The sequence below is a fragment of the Stenotrophomonas sp. TWI819 genome (assembly GCF_039673075.1).
Taxonomy (GTDB): Bacteria; Pseudomonadota; Gammaproteobacteria; order Xanthomonadales; family Xanthomonadaceae; genus Stenotrophomonas; species Stenotrophomonas rhizophila_B.
Genome location: NZ_JBDJKY010000012.1, coordinates 1 through 23,705, shown reverse-complemented (window position 1 = coordinate 23,705; position 23,705 = coordinate 1). Strand labels below are relative to the sequence as shown.

General features: G+C 67.3%; 21 protein-coding genes. 16 read left to right on the top strand and 5 right to left on the bottom strand.

The genetic code is table 11. The features are described from left to right. Nucleotides 1-74: 74 nt before the first annotated feature. Nucleotides 75-962, bottom strand: a complete 888-nt coding sequence (locus ABE463_RS15230) for an energy transducer TonB (protein WP_346468726.1) — start codon at nt 960-962, stop codon at nt 75-77. Continuing rightward, entirely contained in the window at nt 959-1,909 is a 951-nt protein-coding gene (gshB, locus tag ABE463_RS15225; RefSeq protein WP_346468725.1) for a glutathione synthase, read from the bottom strand. Before gshB ends, ABE463_RS15230 begins: the two co-directional genes overlap by 4 nt. Before the next feature lie 258 nt (nt 1,910-2,167). On the opposite strand from gshB, the gene pilG reads away from it, so the two are divergent. The 7 genes from pilG to ABE463_RS15190 all read left to right on the top strand — a co-directional run bounded on the left by pilG (nt 2,168) and on the right by ABE463_RS15190 (nt 14,087). Continuing rightward, nucleotides 2,168-2,569 (top strand): twitching motility response regulator PilG, encoded by a 402-nt coding sequence (pilG, locus tag ABE463_RS15220; protein WP_121039045.1) that lies wholly within the window; start codon nt 2,168-2,170, stop codon nt 2,567-2,569. 18 nt (nt 2,570-2,587) lie between these two features. After that, nucleotides 2,588-2,950 carry a response regulator gene (locus ABE463_RS15215; protein WP_123730426.1) on the top strand — a complete coding sequence of 121 codons (363 nt, stop codon included), beginning with the start codon at nt 2,588-2,590 and terminating at the stop codon, nt 2,948-2,950. Then, nucleotides 2,950-3,480: a chemotaxis protein CheW gene (locus tag ABE463_RS15210; protein ID WP_259259436.1), complete on the top strand. Its 531-nt coding sequence runs from the start codon at nt 2,950-2,952 to the stop codon at nt 3,478-3,480. The genes ABE463_RS15215 and ABE463_RS15210 overlap by 1 nt, the downstream gene beginning before the upstream one ends. Nucleotides 3,481-3,523: 43 nt before the next feature. Then, on the top strand, nt 3,524-5,560 hold the full coding sequence (locus tag ABE463_RS15205) for a methyl-accepting chemotaxis protein (protein ID WP_259259437.1): 2,037 nt from the start codon (nt 3,524-3,526) through the stop codon (nt 5,558-5,560). A 94-nt stretch (nt 5,561-5,654) separates the two neighbouring features. After that, nucleotides 5,655-12,275, top strand: coding sequence for an Hpt domain-containing protein (locus ABE463_RS15200; protein ID WP_346468724.1), 6,621 nt, complete (start codon nt 5,655-5,657; stop codon nt 12,273-12,275). Then, nucleotides 12,262-13,584, top strand: coding sequence for a chemotaxis protein CheB (locus ABE463_RS15195; RefSeq protein ID WP_346468723.1), 1,323 nt, complete (start codon nt 12,262-12,264; stop codon nt 13,582-13,584). Before ABE463_RS15200 ends, ABE463_RS15195 begins: the two co-directional genes overlap by 14 nt. A gap of 29 nt (nt 13,585-13,613) precedes the next feature. Next, nucleotides 13,614-14,087, top strand: a complete 474-nt coding sequence (locus tag ABE463_RS15190) for a chemotaxis protein CheW (RefSeq protein WP_265309177.1) — start codon at nt 13,614-13,616, stop codon at nt 14,085-14,087. A gap of 62 nt (nt 14,088-14,149) precedes the next feature. Here the strand turns inward: ABE463_RS15190 and ABE463_RS15185 are convergent, their stop codons facing one another. After that, nucleotides 14,150-14,884, bottom strand: coding sequence for a 16S rRNA (uracil(1498)-N(3))-methyltransferase (locus tag ABE463_RS15185; protein ID WP_346468722.1), 735 nt, complete (start codon nt 14,882-14,884; stop codon nt 14,150-14,152). Next, nucleotides 14,875-16,266, bottom strand: a complete 1,392-nt coding sequence (gene bioA / locus ABE463_RS15180; protein ID WP_346468721.1) for an adenosylmethionine--8-amino-7-oxononanoate transaminase — start codon at nt 16,264-16,266, stop codon at nt 14,875-14,877. The genes ABE463_RS15185 and bioA overlap by 10 nt, the downstream gene beginning before the upstream one ends. 50 nt (nt 16,267-16,316) lie before the next feature. Between bioA and nudE the strand changes: the two genes are divergently transcribed. From nudE to gcvH, 8 genes are all read left to right on the top strand, one after another. Beyond that, a complete protein-coding gene (gene nudE, locus ABE463_RS15175; RefSeq protein ID WP_121039027.1) occupies nt 16,317-16,865 on the top strand; it encodes an ADP compounds hydrolase NudE in 549 nt (182 codons plus the stop codon). Beyond that, nucleotides 16,862-17,665, top strand: coding sequence for a 3'(2'),5'-bisphosphate nucleotidase CysQ (gene cysQ, locus ABE463_RS15170; RefSeq protein WP_121039024.1), 804 nt, complete (start codon nt 16,862-16,864; stop codon nt 17,663-17,665). The genes nudE and cysQ overlap by 4 nt, the downstream gene beginning before the upstream one ends. A gap of 16 nt (nt 17,666-17,681) precedes the next feature. Next, complete coding sequence (gene mazG / locus ABE463_RS15165; RefSeq protein ID WP_346468720.1) at nt 17,682-18,494, top strand: nucleoside triphosphate pyrophosphohydrolase; 813 nt, start codon at nt 17,682-17,684, stop codon at nt 18,492-18,494. Next, nucleotides 18,491-18,814, top strand: coding sequence for a YnfA family protein (locus ABE463_RS15160; RefSeq protein WP_346468719.1), 324 nt, complete (start codon nt 18,491-18,493; stop codon nt 18,812-18,814). The genes mazG and ABE463_RS15160 overlap by 4 nt, the downstream gene beginning before the upstream one ends. Nucleotides 18,815-18,910: 96 nt before the next feature. Further along, nucleotides 18,911-19,873 carry an SPFH domain-containing protein gene (locus ABE463_RS15155; RefSeq protein ID WP_046272684.1) on the top strand — a complete coding sequence of 321 codons (963 nt, stop codon included), beginning with the start codon at nt 18,911-18,913 and terminating at the stop codon, nt 19,871-19,873. Nucleotide 19,874: 1 nt separating this feature from the next. Next, the gene (locus ABE463_RS15150) at nt 19,875-20,306 is read left to right on the top strand and encodes an NfeD family protein (protein WP_346468718.1); all 432 of its coding nucleotides are present in this window, start codon (nt 19,875-19,877) and stop codon (nt 20,304-20,306) included. An 85-nt stretch (nt 20,307-20,391) separates the two neighbouring features. Further along, nucleotides 20,392-21,504 carry a glycine cleavage system aminomethyltransferase GcvT gene (gcvT, locus tag ABE463_RS15145; protein ID WP_346468717.1) on the top strand — a complete coding sequence of 371 codons (1,113 nt, stop codon included), beginning with the start codon at nt 20,392-20,394 and terminating at the stop codon, nt 21,502-21,504. A gap of 97 nt (nt 21,505-21,601) precedes the next feature. Continuing rightward, nucleotides 21,602-21,997, top strand: coding sequence for a glycine cleavage system protein GcvH (gcvH, locus tag ABE463_RS15140; RefSeq protein WP_123730439.1), 396 nt, complete (start codon nt 21,602-21,604; stop codon nt 21,995-21,997). A gap of 645 nt (nt 21,998-22,642) precedes the next feature. On the opposite strand, the gene ABE463_RS15135 is transcribed toward gcvH, so the two are convergent. Beyond that, on the bottom strand, nt 22,643-22,834 hold the full coding sequence (locus ABE463_RS15135; protein ID WP_020424295.1) for a hypothetical protein: 192 nt from the start codon (nt 22,832-22,834) through the stop codon (nt 22,643-22,645). Between the two features lie 90 nt (nt 22,835-22,924). Between ABE463_RS15135 and ABE463_RS15130 the strand changes: the two genes are divergently transcribed. Beyond that, entirely contained in the window at nt 22,925-23,515 is a 591-nt protein-coding gene (locus ABE463_RS15130; RefSeq protein ID WP_123730441.1) for a histone, read from the top strand. Nucleotides 23,516-23,705: the final 190 nt, after the last annotated feature.

The window sequence follows — 23,705 nt, the reverse complement described above, 5'->3', positions numbered from 1 at the left end:
TGGCACTACCTGCGCGGCGTTCTCGTAGAGCCACGCCATGCGTGGGCTGGACCCTGCGCGCGATCCGCGCACGATCAGCGGTCGTCGCGCAGCTCGCCGCCGGGCAGGAACACCCAGGTGCGGGTCACCTGCAGGATGTCGATCGCATCCTCGGTCTTGGGCAGGGGCGGGAACGGCTGGGCCAGGGTGATCACGCGCAGCGCGGTTTCATCCAGCAACGGCGTGCCGCTGGACTGCAGGATGCGGGCACTTTCGACCGTGCCATCGCGGCGCACACCGACGGTGATCACCACCTGCCCGCCGAGCCGGCGGGCGCGTGCCTCATCGGGGTAGTTCAGATTGCCGACGCGCTCGGCGCGGTCGACCCACGCGCGCAGATAGTTGGCATAGGCGTATTCGCGGGTACTGGCCGAGACGAACTTGCGGTTCGGGCGTTTGGCGTACTGCGCCGAGCGCAGGTGCACTTCGGCGGCCAGCCGCGCCATCTCCACATCGCGCTGCTCGCGGGCTGTCATCGGTGCATCCGGGCGGGGTTGCTCGGGCAGCGGCTGTGGCTGCGCCTCGGCGACGGTGTCGGCCCCATTGCGGCTGTTCACCACGCGGGTCTGCGGCGGCGGCACGCTGGCCGCCTCCTGACGCTGCTGCGGGACCGGCGACAGCCCGGCCTGCGCCTGCGGCACGATCCCGGCCTGGTTGTCGCGCGGGCGCTGCGCCTTGTCGTGGTCGCCACCGCCCTGCTGATTGGCCTGGGCCAGGAAGTCGGCCTGCTTGGGCGTCAGCGGGGTCTGGGTCTGGCTGAAGATCACATCCAGGGTCGGCACCAGTGGCGCGCTGTCGCTCACCGCAAAGCCGACCCCGAGGAGCAGCAGCGCGTGTACGAGCACGGACAGCGTCAGGGTCGCGCCCAGCCGCTGGGATTCGCGCGCCTGCCACGTCGGGGCCGGGACGACGCTGGCGCTCATCGCGGCAGGCCGGCCTCGATCGCGTCGAACAGGGTGCCGGCGATGTTCAGCCCGAACTGGGCGTCGAGCTCGCGCACGCAGGTCGGGCTGGTGACGTTCACTTCGGTCAGGTAATCGCCGATCACATCCAGGCCGACGAAGCGCATGCCGCGCCGCTTCATTTCCGGCCCGACCTGGGCGGCGATCCAGCGGTCGCGCTCGCTCAGTGGGCGGCCTTCGCCACGGCCACCGGCCGCCAGGTTGCCGCGGAACTCGTCGCCCTGTGGAATCCGCGCCAGGCAGTAGTCCACCGGCTCGCCATCGACCAGCAGGATGCGCTTGTCGCCGGCGGTGATGTCCGGGATGAACTTCTGCGCCAGGGCCAGCGTGCGCTCGCCGTCGGTCAGGGTTTCCAGGATCACATTGAGGTTCGGGTCGCCGGTGCCGCTGCGGAAGATCGAGCGCCCGCCCATGCCGTTCAGCGGCTTGAGCACGGCTTGGCCGTGTTCAAGCACGAAGGCCTTCAGGTCGGCGTTGCGGCGGCTGACCAGGGTCGGCGGGCAGCACTGCGGGAACAGCAGGGCGGCCAGCTTCTCGTTGTAGTCGCGCAGGCCCTGCGGATCGTTGACCACCATCGCCCCCGCCTGCTGGGCGACGCTGAGCACGTGGGTGTCGTAGATGAATTCGGCATCCACCGGCGGGTCCTTGCGCATCAGCACGACCTGGCCGGGGCCGAAGACCGTCTGGCTGAACTCGCCCAGGGTGAACCAGTCGTTCTTGTCCTCGCGCACCTGCAGCGGGGCGGTACGGGCGATGGCCTGGCCGTCGCGCAGGGCCAGCCCGCCGGGGCTGACGTAGTGCAGGGCGTGGCCGCGGCGCTGGGCTTCCAGCAGCATCGCGAAGGTGGTGTCCTTGGCAATCTTGATATGGGCGATGGGGTCCATCACCACGATGACATTCAACGGCATGGTCGCAACCTGGCGGGCAGGCCGATGATGGTAGCGACAATGGCCGCCCAATGCCTGCCCCGGGCAGCGCAACGCAGTGTCCGGCCGGGCGGCGGGCCGCCCCCGGGTTTGCGCAGAATGCCCGGCGCCGGGCCGGCGGGAGGCGCTCGCGGCGGGGCCGGGATGGGGATGCTTGAAGCGCGCGCCGGTATTGGGATATAGATACGCTTTCGCAGCGACGCCGGACCAGTGCACGCGTCGCGCGCTTGGGGAAAGGTAATGACTGAATACATGGCTGCGGGTGGGGAACTCGCAGGGCTACGCGTCATGGTCATCGATGATTCGAAGACCATACGCAGGACGGCGGAGACACTGCTCAAGCGCGAAGGCTGCGAGGTGGTGACCGCGACCGATGGTTTCGAGGCGTTGGCCAAGATCGCCGACCAACAGCCGCAGATCATCTTCGTCGACATCATGATGCCGCGCCTGGACGGGTACCAGACCTGTGCGCTCATCAAGGGCAACCAGCTGTTCAAGTCGACGCCGGTGATCATGCTGTCGTCCAAGGACGGCCTGTTCGACAAGGCGCGGGGGCGCATCGTCGGCTCGGAGCAGTACCTGACCAAGCCATTCACGCGTGAAGAACTGCTGGGTGCCATCCGCACATACGTCAACGCCTGACCAGGGGGGAAAGGCACAATGGCTCGAATCGTACTGATCGAGGATTCACCGACCGACCGTGCGGTGTTCACGCAGTGGTTGACCAAGGCCGGTCATGAAGTCCTGGAAGCGGACAACGCCGAGGACGGGCTCAAGCTCGTGCGCGAGCAGTCGCCACAGCTGGTGCTGATGGACGTGGTGCTGCCGGGCATGAGTGGCTTCCAGGCCACCCGCGCGATGGCGCGCGACGCGGCGATCAAGCACATCCCGGTGGTCATCGTCAGCACCAAGGCGATGGAAACCGACAAGGCGTGGGGGCTGCGCCAGGGGGCGGCCGACTACATCGTCAAGCCGCCGCGCGAGGAGGAACTGATCGCGCGGATCAACCAGTTGGTGGTGTGATGCGTTCTCCTTTCGACATCCTCGAGGCTTACGAGCGGCGCAGCCTGGCCCATGCGGTGCAGCTGCCCGAGCGGCAGTTTTCGCAGGACCTGTGGCGTGGCGTCGGCTACCGGGTCGGCAAGCGCCGGCTGGTCTCGGACTTCCGTGAAGTGGTGGAAATCGTCCCGATGCCGCCGATCACCCCGGTGCCGGGCGCGCAGCCGTGGCTGCTGGGCGTGGGCAACCTGCGCGGCAACCTGTTCCCGGTGGTGGACCTGAAGTATTTCCTGGAAGGCGAGCGCACCGTGCAGCAGGAAGGCCAGCGCGTGCTGATCATGCGCCAGGCCGGCGGCGACGTCGCGCTGACCATCGATGAACTGTTCGGCCAGCGCAGCTTCGAGCAGGACCAGGACACCGCCGCAGGCGATCTGGCCACCGGCCGCTATGCGCACTTCGTCGACCGCGCCTTCCACGGCGATGGTCATGACTGGGGCGTGTTCTCGCTGTCGCTGCTGTCGCGTACCCCCGAATTCAGGCAGGCCGCGGCCTGACCGCAGGCGCCTGTCTCTCCGTATTGAAGATCGAGGTTGAACGATGAGTACTGCTTCGGAATCCGCCAAGGCCGGCAAGCTCGGCTCGGTGGGCACCAATTTCTGGCTCGGCCTGCTGGCCGTGTCGATGATCGTGTTCGGCGTCAACACCGGCGTGGCGACCTGGCAGGGCAGTCGCCTGGCCAGTGCGAGCACCGATGCGGCGAACCTGCAGGTGCTCTCGCAGCAGCTGGCCAACCAGGGTCGTGAAGCGGTCTCGGGCAACGCCCAGGCGTTCACCGCGTTCAAGTTGACCAAGACCGACATCGAAACCACCGTCAGCGCCCTGCAGGGCCGCTACGGTACCGAGACCAATGTCGCCGGCCCGCTCGATGCGCTGATCAACACCTGGGAGCCGCTCGGCAAGAGCGCCGGCCAGCTGGTCGCCAGTGAACCGGCGGTGCTGGCCCTGGCGGGCAACGCCAACAATTTCGTCAACGGCGTGCCCGCACTGCAGGCGCAGCTGAACGAAGTGGTCCGTGCGATGTCGGCCAGTGGCGCGCCGTCCTCGCAGGTCTACAACGCGCTGCAGCAGGTGGTGGTGGTCGGCTCCATGGCCCGCCGCGTGACCGAAATGCGTGCCGGTGGTGCCAATGCCGCCGCTGCGGGCGATGCGCTCGCCCGCGACTCGGTGGTGTTCACCCAGATTCTGGATGCGCTGCGCAACGGCAATGACGAGCTGGGCATCGCCCCGGTCCGCAACGGCCCGGCGCTGGCTGCGCTGGAGCAGTCGCAGGCGCAGTGGGACACCATGAAGCAGGACGCCGATGCGATCCTGGCCAGTTCCCGCCAGCTGTTCGCGGCGCAGTCCTCGGCGGCCGCCCTGACCGGCGGCTCGGCGGACATGCTCCGCGACAGCAAAAAGCTGTTCGAGGCGTTCTCTTCGTTCGGCTCGCTGCGCGATACCCGCCTGTTCCCGAATTTCTGGCTGGGCGTGGTGTCCGGTGCGCTCTCGTTGATCGCCATCGTCGGCTTCGTCGGCAGCACCGTGCGCAGCCGCTCGCGCGAGCAGGAACTGCGTTACCAGACCCAGGTGGAGTACAACAGCCGCAACCAGCAGGCCATCATGCGGCTGCTGGATGAAATCAGCTCGCTGGGTGAAGGCGACCTGACGGTGAAGGCCTCGGTGACCGAGGACATGACCGGCGCCATCGCCGACGCCATCAACTACGCCGTGGACGAACTGCGCCACCTGGTGACCACGATCAACGACACCTCGGCCAAGGTTGCCGTGTCGACCCAGGAAACCCAGGCCACGGCGATGCAGCTGGCAGAAGCGGCGGGCCACCAGGCCAACCAGATCACCTCCGCCTCGGACCGCATCGGCGAAATCGCGGCAAGCATCGAACAGGTGTCGCGCAACTCCGCCGAGTCGGCCGACGTGGCACAGCGTTCGGTGGTGATCGCCGCCGAGGGTGCCGGCGTGGTCCGCGAGACGATCCAGGGCATGGACCAGATCCGCGACCAGATCCAGGAAACCTCCAAGCGCATCAAGCGGCTGGGCGAATCCTCGCAGGAGATCGGCTCGATCGTGGAATTGATCAACGACATTTCCGAGCAGACCAACATCCTGGCGTTGAACGCCGCGGTGCAGGCCGCCTCGGCCGGTGAGGCCGGTCGCGGTTTCGCAGTCGTGGCCGACGAAGTGCAGCGCCTGGCAGAGCGTACGTCCGGTGCGACGCGCCGGATCGAAAACCTGGTGCAGGCCATTCAGGCCGATACCAACGAAGCGGTCAGCTCGATGGAGCAGACCACCGCCGAAGTGGTGTCCGGCGCACGCCTGGCCGAAGACGCCGGTACCGCGCTGACCGAAATCGAGCGCGTCTCCAACGCACTGAACAACCTCATCAAGAACATCTCGATCGCTGCCCAGCAGCAGTCGGCCGCGGCATCGGACATCACCCGCACCATGGGCGTGATCCGTCAGATTACCGGCCAGACCTCGCAGGGCGCGGGACAGACCGCCGAGTCGATCGGCCACCTGGCACAGCTGGCGGCCGACCTGCGCCGCTCGGTTGCCGACTTCAAGCTGCCGGCGTGAGCCGCGGGCAGGGCGGAGAGGGAAGGAACAAGCAGATGATGCATCGCGAGAAATCACCGCACGCCATGTGCGCCGAGCTGCCGGGAGACCTGGCATGAGCACGCTGCGCGATGCCATGAGCCACGCTGCGCTGGGCTGGGTCAAGCCGGAACTGGACGAGACCCTGCGCCAGGTGCGCAACGAGGTCGAGTACTACGTGGAAGACCCTGCCGATGGCAGCCGCATGCGCTTCTGCGCCGGCTACCTGCACCAGGTGCAGGGCACCCTGCGCATGGTCGAGCTGTATGCCCCGGCGATGGTGGCCGAGGAGCTGGAGCAGCTGGCCAATGCGATCGGTGCCGGTGAGGTGCCCGATCGTGATGAAGCCTGCGCCACGCTGATGCGTGGCAGCGTGCTGCTGCCCGATTACCTGGAGCGCCTGCAGAACGGTCACCGCGACATCCCGATCGTGCTGCTGCCGCTGCTCAATGACATCCGCTCGGCGCGCGCCGAGCCGGGTATCAATGAAAGCGTGCTGTTCGCCTTCGCGCCGGACAGTGCGAGCGCCACCGAGGCCGAGCTGGATCATGCGCGCGGCAGCCTGAGCGGGCGCAACCGCGAGCTGCTCGACACCGTCGGCAACGCGGTCAAGGAAGAGCTGCTGCGGATCAAGGATGCGCTGGACCTGCACCTGCGCACCGGCGGCGAGCCGGTGCAGCTGCAGACCCAGGTCAACGAACTGGGCGCGGTGGCCGACACGCTGGGCATGATGGGCCTGGGCGTGGCCCGTGGCGTGGTCGTGCAGCAGCGCGACGCACTGCGCGATGTGGTCCAGGGCGTGCAGCAGATCGATGAAACGCTGCTGCTGGATATCGCCGGCGCGCTGCTTTACGTGGATGCCTCGCTGGATGACCAGGTCGCCCATCTGGGCGCCGTCGGCAGCGGCGAAGATGACCCGAGCGTGGCTGAAAACCGGCGCACGGTGGAAGTGTTGGCGCATGAAGCAATCGCCAACTTCGCCGCTGCGCGCGAGCACTTCGTCGCCTTCATCGAAACCAACTGGAACCACCAGCAGCTGCAGGAAGTGCCGCGCCTGCTGGGCGAGGTCGCCGGCGCGCTGCGCATGCTCGATCTGACGGTGCCGGCCGACTACCTGCAGGGCGTGCGCCAGTACATCACGGTGGAACTGCTGGGCAAGCAGCGTGTGCCGAGCGGTCGCCAGCTCGACACCCTGGCCGATGCCATGGCCAGCCTGGAGTACTACCTTGAAGCGCTGCGCGAAGGCCGCGCGGGCCGCGACGAGATTCTGGACATCACCCGCAGCAGCCTGGAAACCCTGCGTTACTGGCCGCTGCCGGATGCCAACCAGCCCTCGGCTGATACCGGGCCGGATGCACTGCCGGTGGCACCGGAACACATCGAGCTGACCCCGTGGGACGCGCCGGTCGCCGAGCCGATCGCGCTGGGCGTCACCGCCGAGATGCCGCGCCCGGCCAACCTGCCGCCGCCGCTGCCGGACTTCACCTTCGATCCGCCGCCGCCGCCGCAGCCGCCGGCCACCACGCCCGTGGCCCCGCCGGCTGCGCTGGTGTTCGATGCGTCGACCGCGCCCATTGCGGCCGATGCGCCGCAGTGGACCCTGGCGGGCAACAACGATGTGGACGAACTGCCGACCTTCGCGCATTTCGATCCGGTCATCGCCGAGGCCCCGGCCGGTGGCGGGTGGGGCGTGCCTCCCTTGGTGTCCACGCCGGTGGCGGACGCCGCCGAGACCGAGCTCGATGCGACGCCGTCGGAACGCACCGACGATGCCGATCCAACCTTCCTGGAGATGCCTGCATTCGTGGCGGACGGGACCGGGTTCGATCCGGTCGCAGCCGAGCACGAGGCGCTGGAGCTGAGCGACGAGCCGATCGAGTTCACCTTCGATGAGCGGCTGGACAACGCCGATGACGTGTTGTCGCTGCAGATCGACGATGCCGACTCGGGTTCGGCCGACGCCGAACCTGTCGCCGGACCTGTTGCCGAATCCGAATCGACATCCGAATCGGTGCCTGACGACGCAGACGTCCAGGCGCTTCCCACCTTCCTTCAGGACATCCCGGTCGCATCTGCGGACGAGAGTGACGACGGGTTGGCCGCGCCACGTCCGACCTCGGGCGTGCAGGACGCGGTGATCCGCAAGATTGAGCTGGACGACGAATCGGTGCGATTCCTGGCCGAACTGGATGCCGCCGCCGCGCAGTTCCGCGCGGAGGGTGTCGATCCCGTTGCGGCACCGATCACCGGCCTGGTGGCCGAGGTCGCTGCCGTGACCGCCGAGGACACCAGCATCGAGGCCGGCTTCGAGGACGATGGCGAGAACATCGACCAGGACATCCGCGAGGTGTTCATCGAAGAGTTCGACGAAGAGTTGGTGAACCTGGGCAACCTGCTTCCGGCCTGGCGCATCGCACCGGACAATATGGACCGGCTGCGACCGATCCGCCGCGTGTTCCATACCCTCAAGGGCAGTGGTCGCCTGGTCGGTGCACGCACCCTGGGAGAATTCAGCTGGAAGATCGAGGGCATGCTCAACCGCGTGCTCGACGGCAGCCGTCCGGCCTCGCCGGCGGTGGTCGCGCTGGTCGGGCAGGCCTACGACGTCCTGCCGCAGCTCAACGCTGCGCTGCGTGATGGCAGCCGCGTGACCGCCGACCTGCAGGCGATGCAGGCGATCGCCGATCGCGTGGCCGCAGGCGAAGAGACCTTCCATGTTCCGCTGCAGCGCCCGGTGGCGCCGGTGGCGACCATGCCGGATCCGGTGGCAGTCGATATTGCACCCGTGCCCGCGCCCGTGGTGGAAAGCACCCCGGCCAACATCGACAGCGTCCTGCGCGAGATCCTGGAAGCCGAGGTCGAGGTGCACCAGGCCACCCTGCAGGCATGGTTGGACAGCGCGTCCGACGCGCCGCAGCCGGTCACCGATGGCCTGCTGCGCGCGGTGCACACCATGAATGGCGCCTTCGCCATGACCGACGTCCCGGAGATCACTGCGGTCACCGGTGCGGCAGAGAGTTACATCAAGCGTTCGCTGGCCGCCGATGCGCTGCCCAGCGACGCGGGTCTGCAGGCACTGGTGGAGACCTGTGCCGCGATCACCACCACGATGGAGGCCCTGCAGGACGAGGCACCGCGCGTGCCTGTCCAGCGCGCACTTGCTGCCCGGTTGGTCGCCCTGGCCGACACACTGCCCGAAGCACGCTGGCCGGCGCTGGTCGACGACGAGCGGGACCTGGAGGAGGAAGACTCGGCCCTGGACGTGACCGATGCCGATCACCTTGCGGGCATGGACGCCGACGCTGCGGATGAGGCCAGCGACGCTGAGCAAGCCATCGCTGCTGAAGAAGCTGTCGTTGCAGAAGAAGCCGCCGCTGACCATGCGCCGGCCGACGTGCAGGCACCGGTTCTGGCAAGCATCGATGATGCTGCCGATGCCGACCTGCAGCAGGCGCTGATCGAGGCCGACGGCCTGACCCTGGTCGACGGGGATGCCGTCGACGTCGAGGCCACGGCGGACGACGCGCTGGTCGCGGCGGAACTGACTGGAACCGATGATCTGTCCGCCTACTTCGATGCCGGGTTGCCGGCGTCGCCGGTGCTCAACGAAGTTCACAACACGCACGACACCGCGGCCGAGGAGACCGATCTGGACGCGGTGCACGCCGGTCTGGATGCCGTGGAGCTCACCTCCGCAGAAGATCTGTCGCGGTACTTCGGTCACCTCACCCCATCCGAGCTGGCGGCCGATCCGGAGCCGGGTGCTACGACGGCCGTGACGGACGAACCACAGGACGTTGCCGGAGCGGCTGCCGACGCCGACGCCGACGCCGATAGCGTCGAGACAACCCTCGATGCATCTCACCCCGGCGGCAGCGGGGCTGTGCCGACTGGCGCCGACGCGGTCGCCGTGGACGACGCCGCCAACGACGGCTGGCGCGACACCGACAGCAGCGATGAGAACGACGACGACGCGCAGGCGCTGGACGACATCCTGCCACCGCCGCCGGTCTTCGGCGAGGTGGTGGATGCGCAGCAGGCCATCGACGACGGCCTGACCGTGCTCGATGCACCGGATGCCGACGCGGGCGAAGACAACGGTGTGCTCGGTCTGGATGCCACGGTCGACGCACCGGTGGAAGGGGACGCCTTTGCCGAAGCCTTCGAAGCGACCGATACCGCAGACGCGGACGACAGTGAACCCTCCGACGCCGCACCCGCGCGCTTCTTTGAACTGGAAGACGCGCCGGCGCCGGTCAACACCGTTCCGCAGTCTGCCGACACCGCATTCGCGGCGGCGGCGGCGGCATCGGACGATGACGTTGAACTCGATGCAGGTGATGCCCTCGATTTCAGCCAGCTCGATCAGGAACTGGTCGACATCTTCGTGGAAGAAGGCAAGGATCTGCTCGACCATTGCGATGGTCTGATCAGCGAACTGCGTGCCGCGCCACAGGACCGCGACGTCATCGCCGGCCTGCAGCGCGACCTGCACACCCTCAAGGGTGGCGCACGCATGGCCGGCATCAATCCCATCGGTGATCTTGGCCATGGCATCGAATCGCTGCTGGAAGCCGTGGCAGCCAACCGCACCGATATCGACCGCAGCGATGTGCATCTGCTGGAGCGTGGCTTCGATCGTCTGCACCAGTTGCTGACCCGGACCGGGCAGCACCGCACCGTGGCCATGCCGGACGACCTGATCGCCGCCTTCGAGCAGCGCACCCAGGGCCGTGCCGAGCCGGAGCAGATCGAGACCGCCGAGCAGACACTTGCTTCCGGCGACGCCAAGGTCGAAGCAGCGATCGCCGCGCTCGTCGCTGCCCCGTTGTCCGCACCGGTGCCGCTGGAGACCGTCAGCGAAGACGACGGTCTGCCGCGTCCGCAGCAGGAACAGGTGCGCGTGCGCGCCGATCTGCTCGACCGCCTGGTCAATCATGCCGGTGAAGTGGCGATCTACCGTTCGCGTCTGGAACAGCAGCTCGGTGCCTTCCGCGGCGCCATGGGCGAACTGGACCGCACCAATGCCCGTCTGCGCGATCAGCTGCGCCGCCTGGATCTGGAAACCGAAGCGCAGATCGTGGCGCGCTATCAGCGTGAGCAGGACCAGGCCGATCACAAGTTCGACCCGCTGGAACTGGACCGCTTCTCCACGCTGCAGCAGCTCAGCCGCGCCCTGAACGAGTCCGCCGCCGATCTGGGCGGCCTGCAGGGCGTGCTGGACGACCTCTCGCGCCAGTACGACGTGCTGCTGCAACAACAGTCGCGCGTCAGTTCGGAACTGCAGGACGGCCTGATGCGCGCGCGCATGGTGCCGTTCGATGGCCTCGTACCACGCCTGCGCCGGGTCGTGCGGCAGGCGGGCCAGGACACCGGCAAGCAGGTCCACGTCACCCTGGAAGGGACCCACGGCGAACTGGACCGCAACGTGCTCGACCGCATGGTCGCGCCGCTGGAACACATGCTGCGCAACTCGGTGGCACATGGTCTGGAAACCCCCGCACAGCGCCGTGCCGCCGGCAAGCCGGAGGAAGGTGAAATCGCCATCCGCCTGCGCCGCGAAGGCTCGGAAATCGTGCTGGAAGTCGCCGACGATGGCGCCGGGCTGGACCGCGAGGCGATCCGTCGCCGTGCCGAACAGCGTGGCCTGATCGCCGCCGATGCGGTGCTGGGCGATGCCGAACTGGACGCGATGATCTTCTCGCCCGGCTTCAGCACCGCCGACCAGGTCAGCCAGCTGGCCGGCCGTGGCGTGGGCATGGACGTGGTGCACAACGAAGTGCGCCAGCTCGGCGGCTCGGTGGACATCCACTCCGTGCGCGGGCAGGGCGTCACCTTCACCCTGCGCCTGCCGCAGACGCTGGCCGTCACCCAGGCGGTGTTCGTGCAGATCGGCGACACCACGTTCGCGGTGCCGGTGGCCTCGGTCAGCGGTATCGGCCGGATCTCGCGCGAGCGCTTTGAAACCGCCGATGGCGACTACCACTACGGCGGCGAAGCGTTCGCGCTGCACGATCTGGGGACGCTGATCGGCCAGGCCCAGGCCCGTGCCGAAGGCCAGGCCCAGGTGCCGCTGCTGCTGGTGCGTGCGGGCGACCTGCGCGTGGCGGTGGCGATCGACCAGGTGCTCGGCAACCGCGAAATCGTGGTCAAGCCAGTCGGTCTGCAGATCGCCTCGGTGCCGGGTATCTACGGTGCGACGATCACCGGCGACGGCCGCGTGGTGGTCATCCTCGACGTTGCGCCGCTGGTGCGCCGTTACATCGCCAATCCGCACAAGCCGATCGCCGCGACCACCCAGGTCAGCGACCGCGATGCACCGCTGGTGATGGTGGTCGATGACTCGCTGACCATGCGCAAGGTCACCGGCCGCATCCTGGAGCGCCACAACTTCGATGTGACCGTCGCGCGCGATGGCATCGAAGCCCTGGAGCGCCTGGAAGAGCGCGTGCCCGATCTGATGCTGCTGGACATCGAGATGCCGCGCATGGACGGCTACGAGCTGGCCAGCGTGATGCGCGCGGACCCGCGTTACCAAGGGGTGCCGATCGTGATGATCACCTCGCGCAGCGGCGACAAGCACCGTCAGCGCGCCTTCGAAATCGGTGTCCAGCGCTACCTGGGCAAGCCGTACCAGGAGCTGGATCTGATGCGCAACGTGTACGACCTGCTGGGGATCGCCCGTGTCCGCGAGTGATGGCCCCGTCTTGTTGACGATCGCGCTGCTGGCCCGTCCGGGTGCGGCCCGTGACCGACTGCGCGAAGCGCTGGATCATGCCGGCGCGCAGGTGGTGCTGGAGGACGATCCGAACACGCTCGAACTGCAGACCCTGCGCGACGCCGATCCCGGTGCCGTGCTGATCGCGCTGGAGCCGGCGATCGAGGATGCCCTTGAACGGTTGGACCCGGTGCTGGGCTCGCCATCGCTGACCCTGATTTTCGATGAGGCCGAACTGGCCGCGCGTCGGGATGGCTGGGAGGCGCAACGCTGGGCGCGGCATCTGGTGGCCAAGCTGCACGGCCATCAGGATGTGTTGCCGCCGGGCTCGGAGCAGGACCAGCATCTGCAGCCCGAACCAGGCCTGCCGGTGACTCCGGCCGAGCTGCATGCCGATGCGCCGCTGGAATTCCACCTGCGCGAAGCCGCCGATGCCGCCCCTGAGGTTCCCGCCGATGGCCTGTACCAGGCGCCGCAGGACCTGCGCGAGCCGGTCTCGCTGGAGGACGCGCTGGCTGCGCTGCAGCCCAGCCAGGACGAACCGTACCCGCCCGCGATGCCCGCTGCGGCACCGCCCGCTGACGTCGCCGCGGTCGTCGCGCCGGTCACCGCGATCGGCGATCACAGCCGCTGGTCGCTGGTGGACGAGCACGTCGTAACGTCGCCGGCTGCATCAACGGCCGAGGCCGTACCGGAGCGCTTCGATATCGACCGGCTGTCGCTGGTCGAGCTTGAGCCCGACACGGGAATCGAGGGCGGATGCCCCGGTGCTGTGCTGGTCCTGGCCGGTATCGGTGGGCCGGACGCGCTGCGTCGTCTGCTCGCTGCGCTGCCCGAAGCGCTGAGCACGGCGATCCTGGTGCACATGCGCCTGGACGGTGGTCGCTACGGCAATCTGGTCAAGCAGATGGCGCGTGTATCTGCGTTGCCGGTGGTCCTCGCTGAAGTGGCACAGCCGGTGGACGCCGGACAGGTCTACATCCTGCCGGACGACGTCGGCGTCGTCGCCAGCCAGGGCGGCCTGCAGTTCATTGCCGACACCGCCGGGATCCAGATCGATGCCTTGCCGGCGGCGCATAGTGGCGTGGTCCTGCTCAGTGGCGCGGACGCCGCCCAGCTGGATGCCGTGCTTGCGCTGGCGGCTGCAGGTGCCTGGGTTGCCGGTCAGGTGGGTGTAGGCTGCTACGACCCGACGGCGGCCAGTGCCGTGGTGGTCGCAGGGCAGGACGCCGGTGAACCGCCGCAGCTTGCCGCCACCATCGCCGAACGCTGGGGCGTTGACGCGTAAGCGCGTCACGCTCCTTTAAAGGAAGACCCATGAGCTACGCCAGCAACGACGAAATCCGCGGTGTCCTGATCCAGGCCGGGCACGAACGCGTACTGCTGCCCAACGCCACCGTCGCCGAGATGATGTCCAAGGTGCCGGTCGAAACGGTACCCGACGCACCGGCCTGGCTGGTCGGTCAGATCGCTTGGCACGGCTGGGACGTGCCGCTGCTGTCGTTCGCCCGGTTGTCCGGGCAGGGCGACGAACCGGTCGTGACCAACAACAAGGTGGTGGTGCTCAAGGCGCTGGGTGGCAATGCCCGCCGCCCGTACTTTGCCCTGCTGACCCAGACCTTCCCGCAGCTGATCGCAGTGCCGCGCGACGGTCTGCTGGCCGATGCCTCCGAGGAAACCCTGCCGCAAGGCGTGCACATGCGCGTCCTGCTGGGCGAACAGAGCGCGCTGCTGCCGGACCTGGATGCGCTGGAAGCGGCGCTGGACGAATCCTTCCCCGTCGCGGGGTGATGTAATAACGGGGACGGGGGTAGTTAATCGGCGCGATTAACTACCCCCGTCCCCGTTATTTTTCAACCCAGATCGCCCAGCCGCGCCTGCACGGCCGCGATCGCCGCCAAGCCCGCGGTCTCGGTGCGCAGCACGCGCGGACCCAGCTGCAATCCCTGGAAGCCCGCCGCGGCCAGCGTCTGGCGGTCGCGTGGCGACCAGCCGCCTTCCGGGCCGATCGCGATCACCACGCCGCCCGGTGCGGCCGAGAGTGTCGACAAGCGATGCTCCCCCTGCGGGTCCAGGGTCAACTTCACGGCCTCGGCCGGGAGCGCGTTGGCGGCCTCCTGCAGCGATCGCGGCGCGGCCACCGTCGGCACGCGGGCGCGGCCGGACTGACCACAGGCCGAGACCACCACGCTGTGCCAGTGCGCCAGCCGCTTCTCGGCACGCGCCGCATCCAGCTTCACTTCGGTGCGTTCGGCGTTGACCGGCACGAAGGCCTGCACCCCCAGTTCGGTGGCCTTCTGCAGGATCAGGTCCATCTTTTCCCCGCGGGCGATGCCCTGCAGCAGGGTGATGTGCAAGGGCGACTCGTTGTCCAGCGCGGTGGCCGCTTCGATCCGCACCTGCGCATCGCGCTTGCCGACGGCCACCAGCGTGGCGCTGTAGTCCTGGCCATCGCCGTTGAACAGCACGCAGCCGTCGCCTTCGCGCAGGCGCATCACGCGGACCAGATGGTTGGCGGCGTCCTCGGGCAGTGCCAGCGTCTGGCCGACCGCCAGCGGATGATCGATATGGCTGCGGGTCACGCGCATGCGACGGCCTCGTCGATGGCGGCCAGAGTGGTCAAAGCAAGCAGATCCAACTGTTCATCCTCCACGCAGTACGGCGGCATCCAATACAGCACATTGCCCAGCGGGCGCAGCACCACCCCACGTTTGAGCGCGGCTTTATACGCATGCAACCCGATCCGGGCCTCGGCCAGGAAGGGCGTGCGCTTGTCGCCGTTGCGGGTCAGTTCGAAGGCCACCACCATCCCGGCCTGGCGCACATCGGCGACATGCGCGTGGTCGGCGAACGGTGCGGCCAGGGTGCGCATCACCTCGGCGGTGCTGCGGTTGCGTGCGATCACGTCTTCACCGGCGAAGATGTCCAGGGTCGCCAGCGCGGCGGCGCAGGCCAGCGGATTGCCGGTGTAGCTGTGCGAATGCAGGAAGGCGCGCTCGCGTGAATCATCCAGGAAGCCGTCGTACAGCGCCTGGGTGGCCAGCACTGCCGACAGCGGCAGGAAACCACCGGTCAGGCCCTTGGACAGACACAGCAGATCCGGCATCACCCCGGCCTGCTCACAGGCGAACATCGTGCCGGTGCGGCCGAAGCCGGTGGCGATCTCATCGGCGATCAGGAAGGCACCATTGGCATCGCACAGCGCGCGCGCACGCTGCAGATAGACCGGGTCGTACATGCGCATGCCGCCCGCGCACTGCAGACGCGGCTCCAGGATCACCGCGCAGATTTCGCCCGGGTGCTGGTCGAACAGCGTGGCCAGTGCATCGGCGGCCTGGTGCGCACGCTGGGCGGCGCTCTGGCCCGGCTCGGCCAGGTAGGCATCGGGCGAGGGCGCGAACAGCGCTTCGGTCAGCAACGGCGCATACACGCGCCGATACAGGGGAATATCGCCAACGGACAGCGCGCCCAGGGTTTCGCCGTGATAGCCGTTCTCCAGCGCGACGAACCGGGTGCGGTGGTTCTCGCCCCGGTTGCGGAAGTAGTGGAACGCCATCTTCAACGCCACCTCGACCCCGGCCGAGCCGTTGTCGGCGTAGAACACCTTGGCCAGCGGGTCGCGTCCGGTCTGGCGTGGCGCAATCGCCAGCAGGCGCTCGGCCAGCTGTACCGCCGGCGCGTGACTGAAGCCGGCCAGCATCACCTGTTCCAGCTGGGTGGCCTGCTGGGCGATGGCCGCGGCGATGCGCGGTTGCGCATGGCCGAACAGATTGGTCCACCAACTGCTCACCGCATCCAGATAGCGATGGCCGTCATGGTCGATCAGCCAGGGGCCTTCGCCACGGGCGATCGGCAGCAGGGGCAGGGTGTCCGGGTGCTCGCGCATCTGCGTGCACGGGTGCCACAGGACGGCCAGATCGCGTTGCCGCCACTGATCGGCCAGCGTGAGAGGGGCTGGGTCTGCTAGCATTTCGGGCTCATGAACACGTTTTCACCAGTACCCATTCTAGAGATGCTCGCATGAGCCGTCGCCTGCCCATCATCCACCAGATCACGGACGAGGAAAGCGGGCCGTTCCAGCGCCAGCATCTGGATCTGGAATTCTCCAATGGCGAACGCCGCCGCTTCGAACGGCTGGTGACCCGCGGCCATGGGGCCGTGGTGGTGGTGCCGATGCTCGATGACGAGACCGTGCTGCTGGTGCGTGAGTACGCCGCCGGCATGCACCGTTATGAACTGGGGCTGGTGAAAGGCCGCATCGATGCCGGCGAAACCCCCGAACAGGCCGCCGACCGCGAGTTGAAGGAAGAGGCCGGTTACGGCGCCCGCCGGGTCGACGTGCTGCGCGCGATGACCCTGGCCCCCACCTATATGAGCCACCAGTCCTGGCTGGTGGTGGCGCGGGATCTGTACCCCGAGCGCCTGGTCGGCGATGAGCCGGAGGAGCTGGAGGTCGTGCCGTGGAAGCTGGCCGATCTGGATCAGTTGATGCTGCGCGAGGATTTCTCCGAAGGCCGATCGCTGGCGGCGCTGTTCATCGCCCGCGAGTGGCTGGGACGGAAGGAATGATCAAACTCACGACGGATCTGCGCGAAACCGTCATCGCCATCGCCCAGGACGCGGCCGCCGCCATCATGGCGGTGTATGCCACGCCGTTCGATGTGGAGATCAAATCCGACCACAGCCCGGTCACGGCGGCCGATCTCGGCGCCAACCAGGTGATCGAGCGTGGGCTGGCCCAGCTCACTCCGGAGCTGCCGATCCTCTCCGAGGAATCGGCGCAGGTGCCGTGGGAGATCCGTCAGCACTGGGGCGCGTACTGGCTGGTCGATCCGCTGGATGGCACCCGCGAATTCGTCAAACGCAACGACGAGTTCAGCGTCAACATCGCGCTGATCTATCAGGGCGCGCCGGCGTTCGGCGTGGTGCTCGCCCCGGCCACCGGCCAGATCTGGCATGCGATGCGCGGCGAACTTGCCTACCGCCGCGACGGCATGCGCGATTCGGTGCTGCGGACCCGCACGCCCGCCTCGGCGCCGCTGCGGGTGGCCGCCAGCCGCTCGCATCGCAGCGAGCAGACGCAGGCCCTGCTGGACCGCATGGGCGATATCGAGGTGCTCGCACAGGGTTCCTCGCTGAAGTTCTGCCGCTTGGCCGAAGGCACGCTGGACGTCTACCCGCGGCTCGGCCCGACCTCCGAGTGGGATACCGCCGCCGGGCAGTGCGTGCTGCACGCCGCCGGTGGCGCGGTACTCTCGGCCGAGACCGGCAAGCCGTTCCGCTACAACCGCCGCGAGAGCCTGTTGAACGGCGACTTCATCGCGCTCGGCGATACCCGCCTGCCGTGGCGCGCGTGGCTGCCCGCCTGACCTGACTGGAGCAACGATGCCTGCCACCCCTGAACTGGACCGCCTGCTGGGCATCATGGCGCGCCTGCGCGATCCGCAGCAGGGCTGCCCGTGGGACCTGCAGCAGGACTTCGCCAGCATCGCCCCGTACACCATCGAGGAAGCCTACGAGGTCGCCGATGCGATCGACCGTGGCGATCTGGATGACCTCAAGGATGAGCTCGGCGACCTGCTGCTGCAGGTGGTCTTCCACGCGCAGATGGCGCAGGAGCAGGGCGCGTTCGGGTTTGCCGACGTGGCCCGCACGATCAGCGACAAGATGGAGCGCCGGCACCCGCACGTGTTCGCCCAGGTCCATGTGGACGGGGCCGATGACGTCAACGCCAACTGGGAAGCGATCAAGCGCGCCGAGCGCGCCGCCAAGGGCCACACCGATACCTCGGCGCTGGCCGGCATCTCGGGTGGCCTGCCGGAGTGGCAGCGGGCGGTGAAGCTGCAGGCCCGCGCGGCGCGGGTCGGGTTCGACTGGCCGGGCCCCGCGCCGGTGATGGACAAGGTGCGCGAAGAACTGGACGAAGTCGCTGCTGAATTCGCGCGCGGCCCGGTCGAGGAGAATCAGGCACGCCTGCAGGAAGAGCTGGGCGATCTGCTGTTCGTCTGCGCCAACCTGGCCCGTCACGCCAAGGTCGATGTGGGCGCCGCACTGCGCCTGGCCAACCACAAATTCGAACGGCGTTTCCGCGCGATGGAAACCCAGGCCGAGGCGGCCGGACAGTCCATGGGCGCGCTCGATCTGGAGGCGCAGGAAGCGCTCTGGCAGCGGGCCAAGGATGCCGAGCGCACGGGATGAACACCCTGCTGCTGTTTGTCCTCACCGCCGTGGCCGAGATAGTCGGCTGCTACCTGCCCTGGCTGTGGCTGCGCAAGGACGGCAGTGCGTGGCTGCTGCTGCCGGCCGCCGTCAGCCTGGCGCTGTTCGCCTGGCTGCTGACCCTCCACCCGACCGCCAGCGGTCGCGTCTATGCCGCCTATGGCGGGGTCTATATCGGCACTGCACTGATGTGGCTGTGGCTGGTGGATGGCATTCGTCCCAGCCGGTGGGACCTGCTCGGCGTCGGCCTGTGCCTGGCCGGCATGATGGTCATCATGTTCGCCCCGCGCACCGCCTGATCCTGCCTGACGGGCCCCCAGGACACTCCCCGACGCCGGTGTGAAGACGGCGTGGCTATACTCGGGCTTACGATTCCGGGGAAAGGGAGTGACCTGATGTTTCCGACCATGCTGTTCTCGCTGGTGCTGGCCTTCGTGGCCGTTGTCATCCTCTTCAAGGCGGTGCGGATGGTGCCGCAGGGCTACGAATGGACCGTGGAGCGCTTCGGCCGCTACACCCACACCATGTCGCCCGGCCTGCATTTCCTGATCCCGATCGTCTATGGGGTCGGCCGCAAGGTGAACATGATGGAGCAGGTGCTGGACGTGCCCAGCCAGGAAGTGATCACCAAGGACAACGCCGCCGTGCGCGTGGATGGCGTGGTGTTCTTCCAGGTGCTCGATGCGGCCAAGGCGGCCTACGAGGTCGCCAACCTGGAGGTGGCGATGATCGCGCTGGTGCAGACCAACATCCGCACCGTGATCGGCTCGATGGACCTGGATGAATCGCTCAGTCAGCGGGAGGTGATCAACGCCCAGCTGCTGAGCGTGGTCGACCATGCCACCAACCCGTGGGGCGTGAAGGTGAACCGCATCGAGATCCGCGACATCCAGCCGCCGCGCGATCTGCTCGATGCGATGGCGCGGCAGATGAAAGCCGAGCGCGAAAAGCGCGCGCAGATCCTGGAAGCCGAAGGCTCGCGTCAGTCCGAGATCCTGCGCGCCGAAGGCGAGAAGCAGGCGACCGTGCTGGAGGCCGAGGGCCGCAAGGAAGCTGCCTTCCGCGATGCCGAAGCGCGCGAGCGCCTGGCCGAGGCGGAGGCCAAGGCGACCACGATGGTCTCCGAGGCGATCGCCCAGGGGGACGTGCAGGCGATCAATTACTTCATCGCGCAGAAGTATGTGGAAGCATTCAAGGAACTGGCGACCTCGCCGAACCAGAAGCTGGTGCTGATGCCGATGGAGGCCAGCGGCGTGATCGGCTCGATCGCCGGCGTGGCCGAACTGGCGCGCGAGGCGTTCGCCAAGCAGGAAGAGAAGAAAGCCACGCGCGGCGTCCCGCCGCGGATCGGAGGCTGACATGCGCTGGGAAGTGGTGGCCTGGGGCGCGCTGGCACTGGTGCTGTTCGCCGCCGAGGCGCTCGCGCCCGGCGCCTTCATGTTGTGGATCGGGATTGGCGCCGCGGCCGTATTCGTGCTGGTCGCGGTGTTCGCCGACATCCCGCTGCTGTGGCAGGTGGTCGCCTTCGTGGTGCTCAGCGTGGTCTCCATCCAGTGCTACCGGCGCTGGGGGCGATCGCACGATCGCCAGAGTGATCAGCCGCTGTTGAACCGGCGCGCCGAGCAGTTGATCGGGCGGGTGGTCGTGCTCGACCAGGGCATCGTGGCCGGCAAGGGCCGGGCCAAGATCGACGATGCGTTCTGGGTGGTCGCCGGGCCGGATCTGCCGGCCGGCAGTCCGGTGCGCGTAGTGGCGGTGGAAGGGATGACGCTGAAGGTGCAGCCGGCCTGATCCGCGGTTTTCCCGCACCGCCGCAGGCGTTGTGAAGACGGTTCTGGGATAATGATGGCTTGCCTTCATTCCCCCGGAACCGGTCATGACCCAGAAGACGCTTCTCAACGATACCCACCGCGCACTCGGCGCCAAGATGGTCGACTTCGGTGGTTGGGACATGCCCATTCATTACGGTTCGCAGCTGGACGAGCACCATCTGGTGCGCGGCGATGCCGGCATGTTCGACGTCAGCCACATGACCGTGGTCGACCTGCGCGGTGAGCAGGTCAAGCCGTTCCTGCGCACGTTGCTGGCCAACTCGGTGGACAAGCTCAAGGCCACCGGCAAGGCGCTGTACTCGTGCATGCTCAATGCCCGCGGCGGCGTGATCGACGACCTGATCGTCTATTACATGGCCGACGATTTCTTCCGCATGGTGGTCAATGCCTCGACCCGCGAAAAAGATCTGGCCTGGATCCGCGAGCAGGCGGTCGCCTTCGATGTGGAGGTCATCGAGCGCGAAGACCTGGCCATCATCGCCGTGCAGGGCCCGACCGCACGCGAGCGTGTGATTGGCCTGCTGGGCGAAGGCGACCGCGCCGCGCTGGAAAAGCTGGGCCGCTTCGCCGCCCTGGAGACGGCCACCGCCGACGGCACCGCGCTGTTCGTGGCGCGCACTGGGTACACCGGTGAAGACGGTTTCGAGATCCTGCTGCCGCAGACCGCCGTGGTCGCGTTCTGGAATGCCCTGAGCGCCGCGGGTGTGCGTCCGGCCGGCCTGGGGGCGCGCGATACGCTGCGCCTGGAGGCGGGCATGAATCTCTACGGCCAGGACATGGACGAGGAGATCACGCCGTATGAAGCCGGCCTGGCCTGGACCGTCGCACTGGACGAAGGCCGCGACTTCATCGGTCGCGATGTGCTCGAGGCGCAGAAGGCGGCCGGCAACGCCCGCCAGCTGATCGGCCTGGTGATGGATGAGAAGGGCGTGCTGCGCCACGGCCAGGTCGTGCTCACCGCCAGCGGCGAGGGCGAGATCCTGTCCGGCACCTTCTCGCCCACCCTGGGCAAGGGCATCGCGTTCGCCCGCGTGCCGGGTGGCGAACTGGGAGACGTTCGCGTAGATATCCGCGGCAAGCAGATTCCGGTGCGCGTGGTGAAGTTCCCGTTCGTGCGCGAAGGCCAGGCCCAGCCCGGCGTGTTGATCGACGGCTGATGCCGTGATGTATCCGGTGCGGACGCGTTCGTGTCCGCGCCGGTTGGTTACACTACCCCCGTTTCTTGACCCCCCTGATATTCCTCGGAGCAGTCCCATGAGCGAGATCCCCGGCGACCTCAAATTCCTCAAGTCCCACGAGTGGGCACGCGTTGAAGGCAGCGGCCGCGTCACCGTCGGTATTTCCGACCACGCCCAGGGCCTGCTTGGCGACCTGGTCTATGTTGAATTGCCGGAGGTTGGCCAGGAGGTCAAGGCCGGCGAACAGGCGGCCGTGGTCGAGTCGGTCAAGGCCGCTTCGGACGTGTACAGCCCGATCACCGGCACGGTGGTCGAGGTCAATTCGGCCCTGAGCGACAAGCCGGAAACCATCAACGAAGACGCCTACGGCGACGGCTGGATCTATGTCGTCGAAGTGGCCGGCCTGGACGAAGTCAACGACCTGCTGGGTCCGGACGACTACGCCGAGCTGCTGGAAAACGAAGATCACTGATCGTCGTTTCCGCTGAAGAACGGCCGCCTGGGTGCGGCCGTTTTTTTTTGCCTGCTCACCTGGGCGCGCGCCGATCGCGTTAGTAGTGCGTGAGGATTGCAGTGCGCGTGCGATGGGCGGTGGTCGCGACGGCAGGTGCATGACGATCGGTTCAGTGCTGATGCGCGCCGGTGATCGGGTTTGCGGCGACGCGCCGACGGGACGCCGAGCAGGCATCCAAGTCGGCGTGCGGCGACGTTCAATGGCGAACGCCAGGCGCGAACACGTCGGTGCCGAACGGCCAAAAGTTTGCGCAGTTACGCGAATCGGGTCGAAAAAAGCGCGGTCAGATGTGAAAAGTTTTGCGGTCTGTTTAAGGTGCGCACGGGGAGTCCTGTGGCAGGGGTGATCGGATGCGATGCGCGCGTGGCGTTGCGGGGCGGCGCACGGCGATGTTGCGATGTCGCTACACGAAAGTGCTTCTTTTAAGTGTTTTTCTTTTCTGGGTTGTCAGCGTTTGATTGCGCGGGGTGTTCGCGCTGGCGGTGGCATGGCGCTCCGGTCGGGGCGCTGACGGGTACGGCAAGGGGCGCGCCGCAAGGCGCCGGTGTGAAAATTTTTCGCCGGGGTTGTTGACAGTGAAAAAAAGCGTGATTAGGTTTCGCCTCAGCAGACCTTGCCTGCGAACAGAGTGAGCAGAATCGACATCAAGTCGCGAAGCACAACCTGGACATCCACCTCGCGTCCCATGACGGTGGAGATGGCTTCGCTTCCTCCGGCGAACCGCAAGTTCCTTTCCTCTTCGATACCTGCCTGGCCACATGCGGCGGGTGTCACCGTATCCGTCACGACGCGCATGACGCGACGGCGGTCCCCGCGACGCAGCAACGGCGGGTTTGCTTTACCTGGGCGTTTCCACTCCATAGATCACTGACGAGGAGCCATCCCATGGCAACCAAGAAAGCTGCGAAGAAAAAGCCGGCCGCCAAAAAGGCAGCCAAGAAGGTCGCTAAAAAGGCGACTGCCAAGAAGGCCGTGAAGAAGGTAGCCAAGAAGGCGGCTGCCAAGAAGACGGTGAAGAAGGCGGCCAAGAAGGCGACCGCTCGCAAGGCAGCAGTGAAAAAGACGGCAAAGAAGGCAGTGAAGAAGACTGCGAAGAAGGCCGCCACCAAGAAGACCGCGAAGAAGGCAGTAAAGAAGACGGCGAAGAAGGCTGTCAAGAAGACTGCAAAGAAGGCAGCTGCCAAGAAGACCGCGAAAAAGGCGGTAAAGAAGACGGCCAAGAAGGCGACCCGCAAGGTAGCCAAGAAGGCCGCTCCGAAGAAGGCTGCCAAGAAGACCGCGAAGAAGACCGCCAAAAAGGCCACCCGCAAGGTAGCCAAGAAGGCCACCGCCAAGAAGGCGACTGCCCGCAAGGCTCCGGCCAAGAAGGCATCCGCGAAGAAGGCAGTGAAGAAGGTCGCGAAGCGCAAGCCGGCCGTTCGCAAGAAGAAGGCCGCACCGGTCGCACTGCCGGCAACCCCGGCACCGCTGATCTGAGTTTTTCCCGATAGCCGTACCTGAGACTCCTTCCCTGGCAGCCCAGCGGGGAAGGAGTTTTTTTATGGGCGGTACCAAAATGACCCGTCCTGCCATAGGTTGACACCTGTGGCGGATGTAGAGGCCGCCGTCAGGCGGCCAAGGACGCCCGATGCACTGCATCGGGCGTCTGCATTTTAAGGGACAGATG

Coding starts and splice junctions, on each gene's coding strand:
- ABE463_RS15230 (WP_346468726.1), bottom strand. CDS start 962: ATGAGCGCCAGCGTCGTCCCGGCCCCGACGTGGCAGGCGCGCGAATCC.
- gshB (WP_346468725.1), bottom strand. CDS start 1,909: ATGCCGTTGAATGTCATCGTGGTGATGGACCCCATCGCCCATATCAAG.
- pilG (WP_121039045.1), top strand. CDS start 2,168: ATGACTGAATACATGGCTGCGGGTGGGGAACTCGCAGGGCTACGCGTC.
- ABE463_RS15215 (WP_123730426.1), top strand. CDS start 2,588: ATGGCTCGAATCGTACTGATCGAGGATTCACCGACCGACCGTGCGGTG.
- ABE463_RS15210 (WP_259259436.1), top strand. CDS start 2,950: ATGCGTTCTCCTTTCGACATCCTCGAGGCTTACGAGCGGCGCAGCCTG.
- ABE463_RS15205 (WP_259259437.1), top strand. CDS start 3,524: ATGAGTACTGCTTCGGAATCCGCCAAGGCCGGCAAGCTCGGCTCGGTG.
- ABE463_RS15200 (WP_346468724.1), top strand. CDS start 5,655: ATGAGCACGCTGCGCGATGCCATGAGCCACGCTGCGCTGGGCTGGGTC.
- ABE463_RS15190 (WP_265309177.1), top strand. CDS start 13,614: ATGAGCTACGCCAGCAACGACGAAATCCGCGGTGTCCTGATCCAGGCC.
- ABE463_RS15185 (WP_346468722.1), bottom strand. CDS start 14,884: ATGCGCGTGACCCGCAGCCATATCGATCATCCGCTGGCGGTCGGCCAG.
- bioA (WP_346468721.1), bottom strand. CDS start 16,266: ATGCTAGCAGACCCAGCCCCTCTCACGCTGGCCGATCAGTGGCGGCAA.
- nudE (WP_121039027.1), top strand. CDS start 16,317: ATGAGCCGTCGCCTGCCCATCATCCACCAGATCACGGACGAGGAAAGC.
- cysQ (WP_121039024.1), top strand. CDS start 16,862: ATGATCAAACTCACGACGGATCTGCGCGAAACCGTCATCGCCATCGCC.
- mazG (WP_346468720.1), top strand. CDS start 17,682: ATGCCTGCCACCCCTGAACTGGACCGCCTGCTGGGCATCATGGCGCGC.
- ABE463_RS15160 (WP_346468719.1), top strand. CDS start 18,491: ATGAACACCCTGCTGCTGTTTGTCCTCACCGCCGTGGCCGAGATAGTC.
- ABE463_RS15155 (WP_046272684.1), top strand. CDS start 18,911: ATGTTTCCGACCATGCTGTTCTCGCTGGTGCTGGCCTTCGTGGCCGTT.
- ABE463_RS15150 (WP_346468718.1), top strand. CDS start 19,875: ATGCGCTGGGAAGTGGTGGCCTGGGGCGCGCTGGCACTGGTGCTGTTC.
- gcvT (WP_346468717.1), top strand. CDS start 20,392: ATGACCCAGAAGACGCTTCTCAACGATACCCACCGCGCACTCGGCGCC.
- gcvH (WP_123730439.1), top strand. CDS start 21,602: ATGAGCGAGATCCCCGGCGACCTCAAATTCCTCAAGTCCCACGAGTGG.
- ABE463_RS15135 (WP_020424295.1), bottom strand. CDS start 22,834: ATGCGCGTCGTGACGGATACGGTGACACCCGCCGCATGTGGCCAGGCA.
- ABE463_RS15130 (WP_123730441.1), top strand. CDS start 22,925: ATGGCAACCAAGAAAGCTGCGAAGAAAAAGCCGGCCGCCAAAAAGGCA.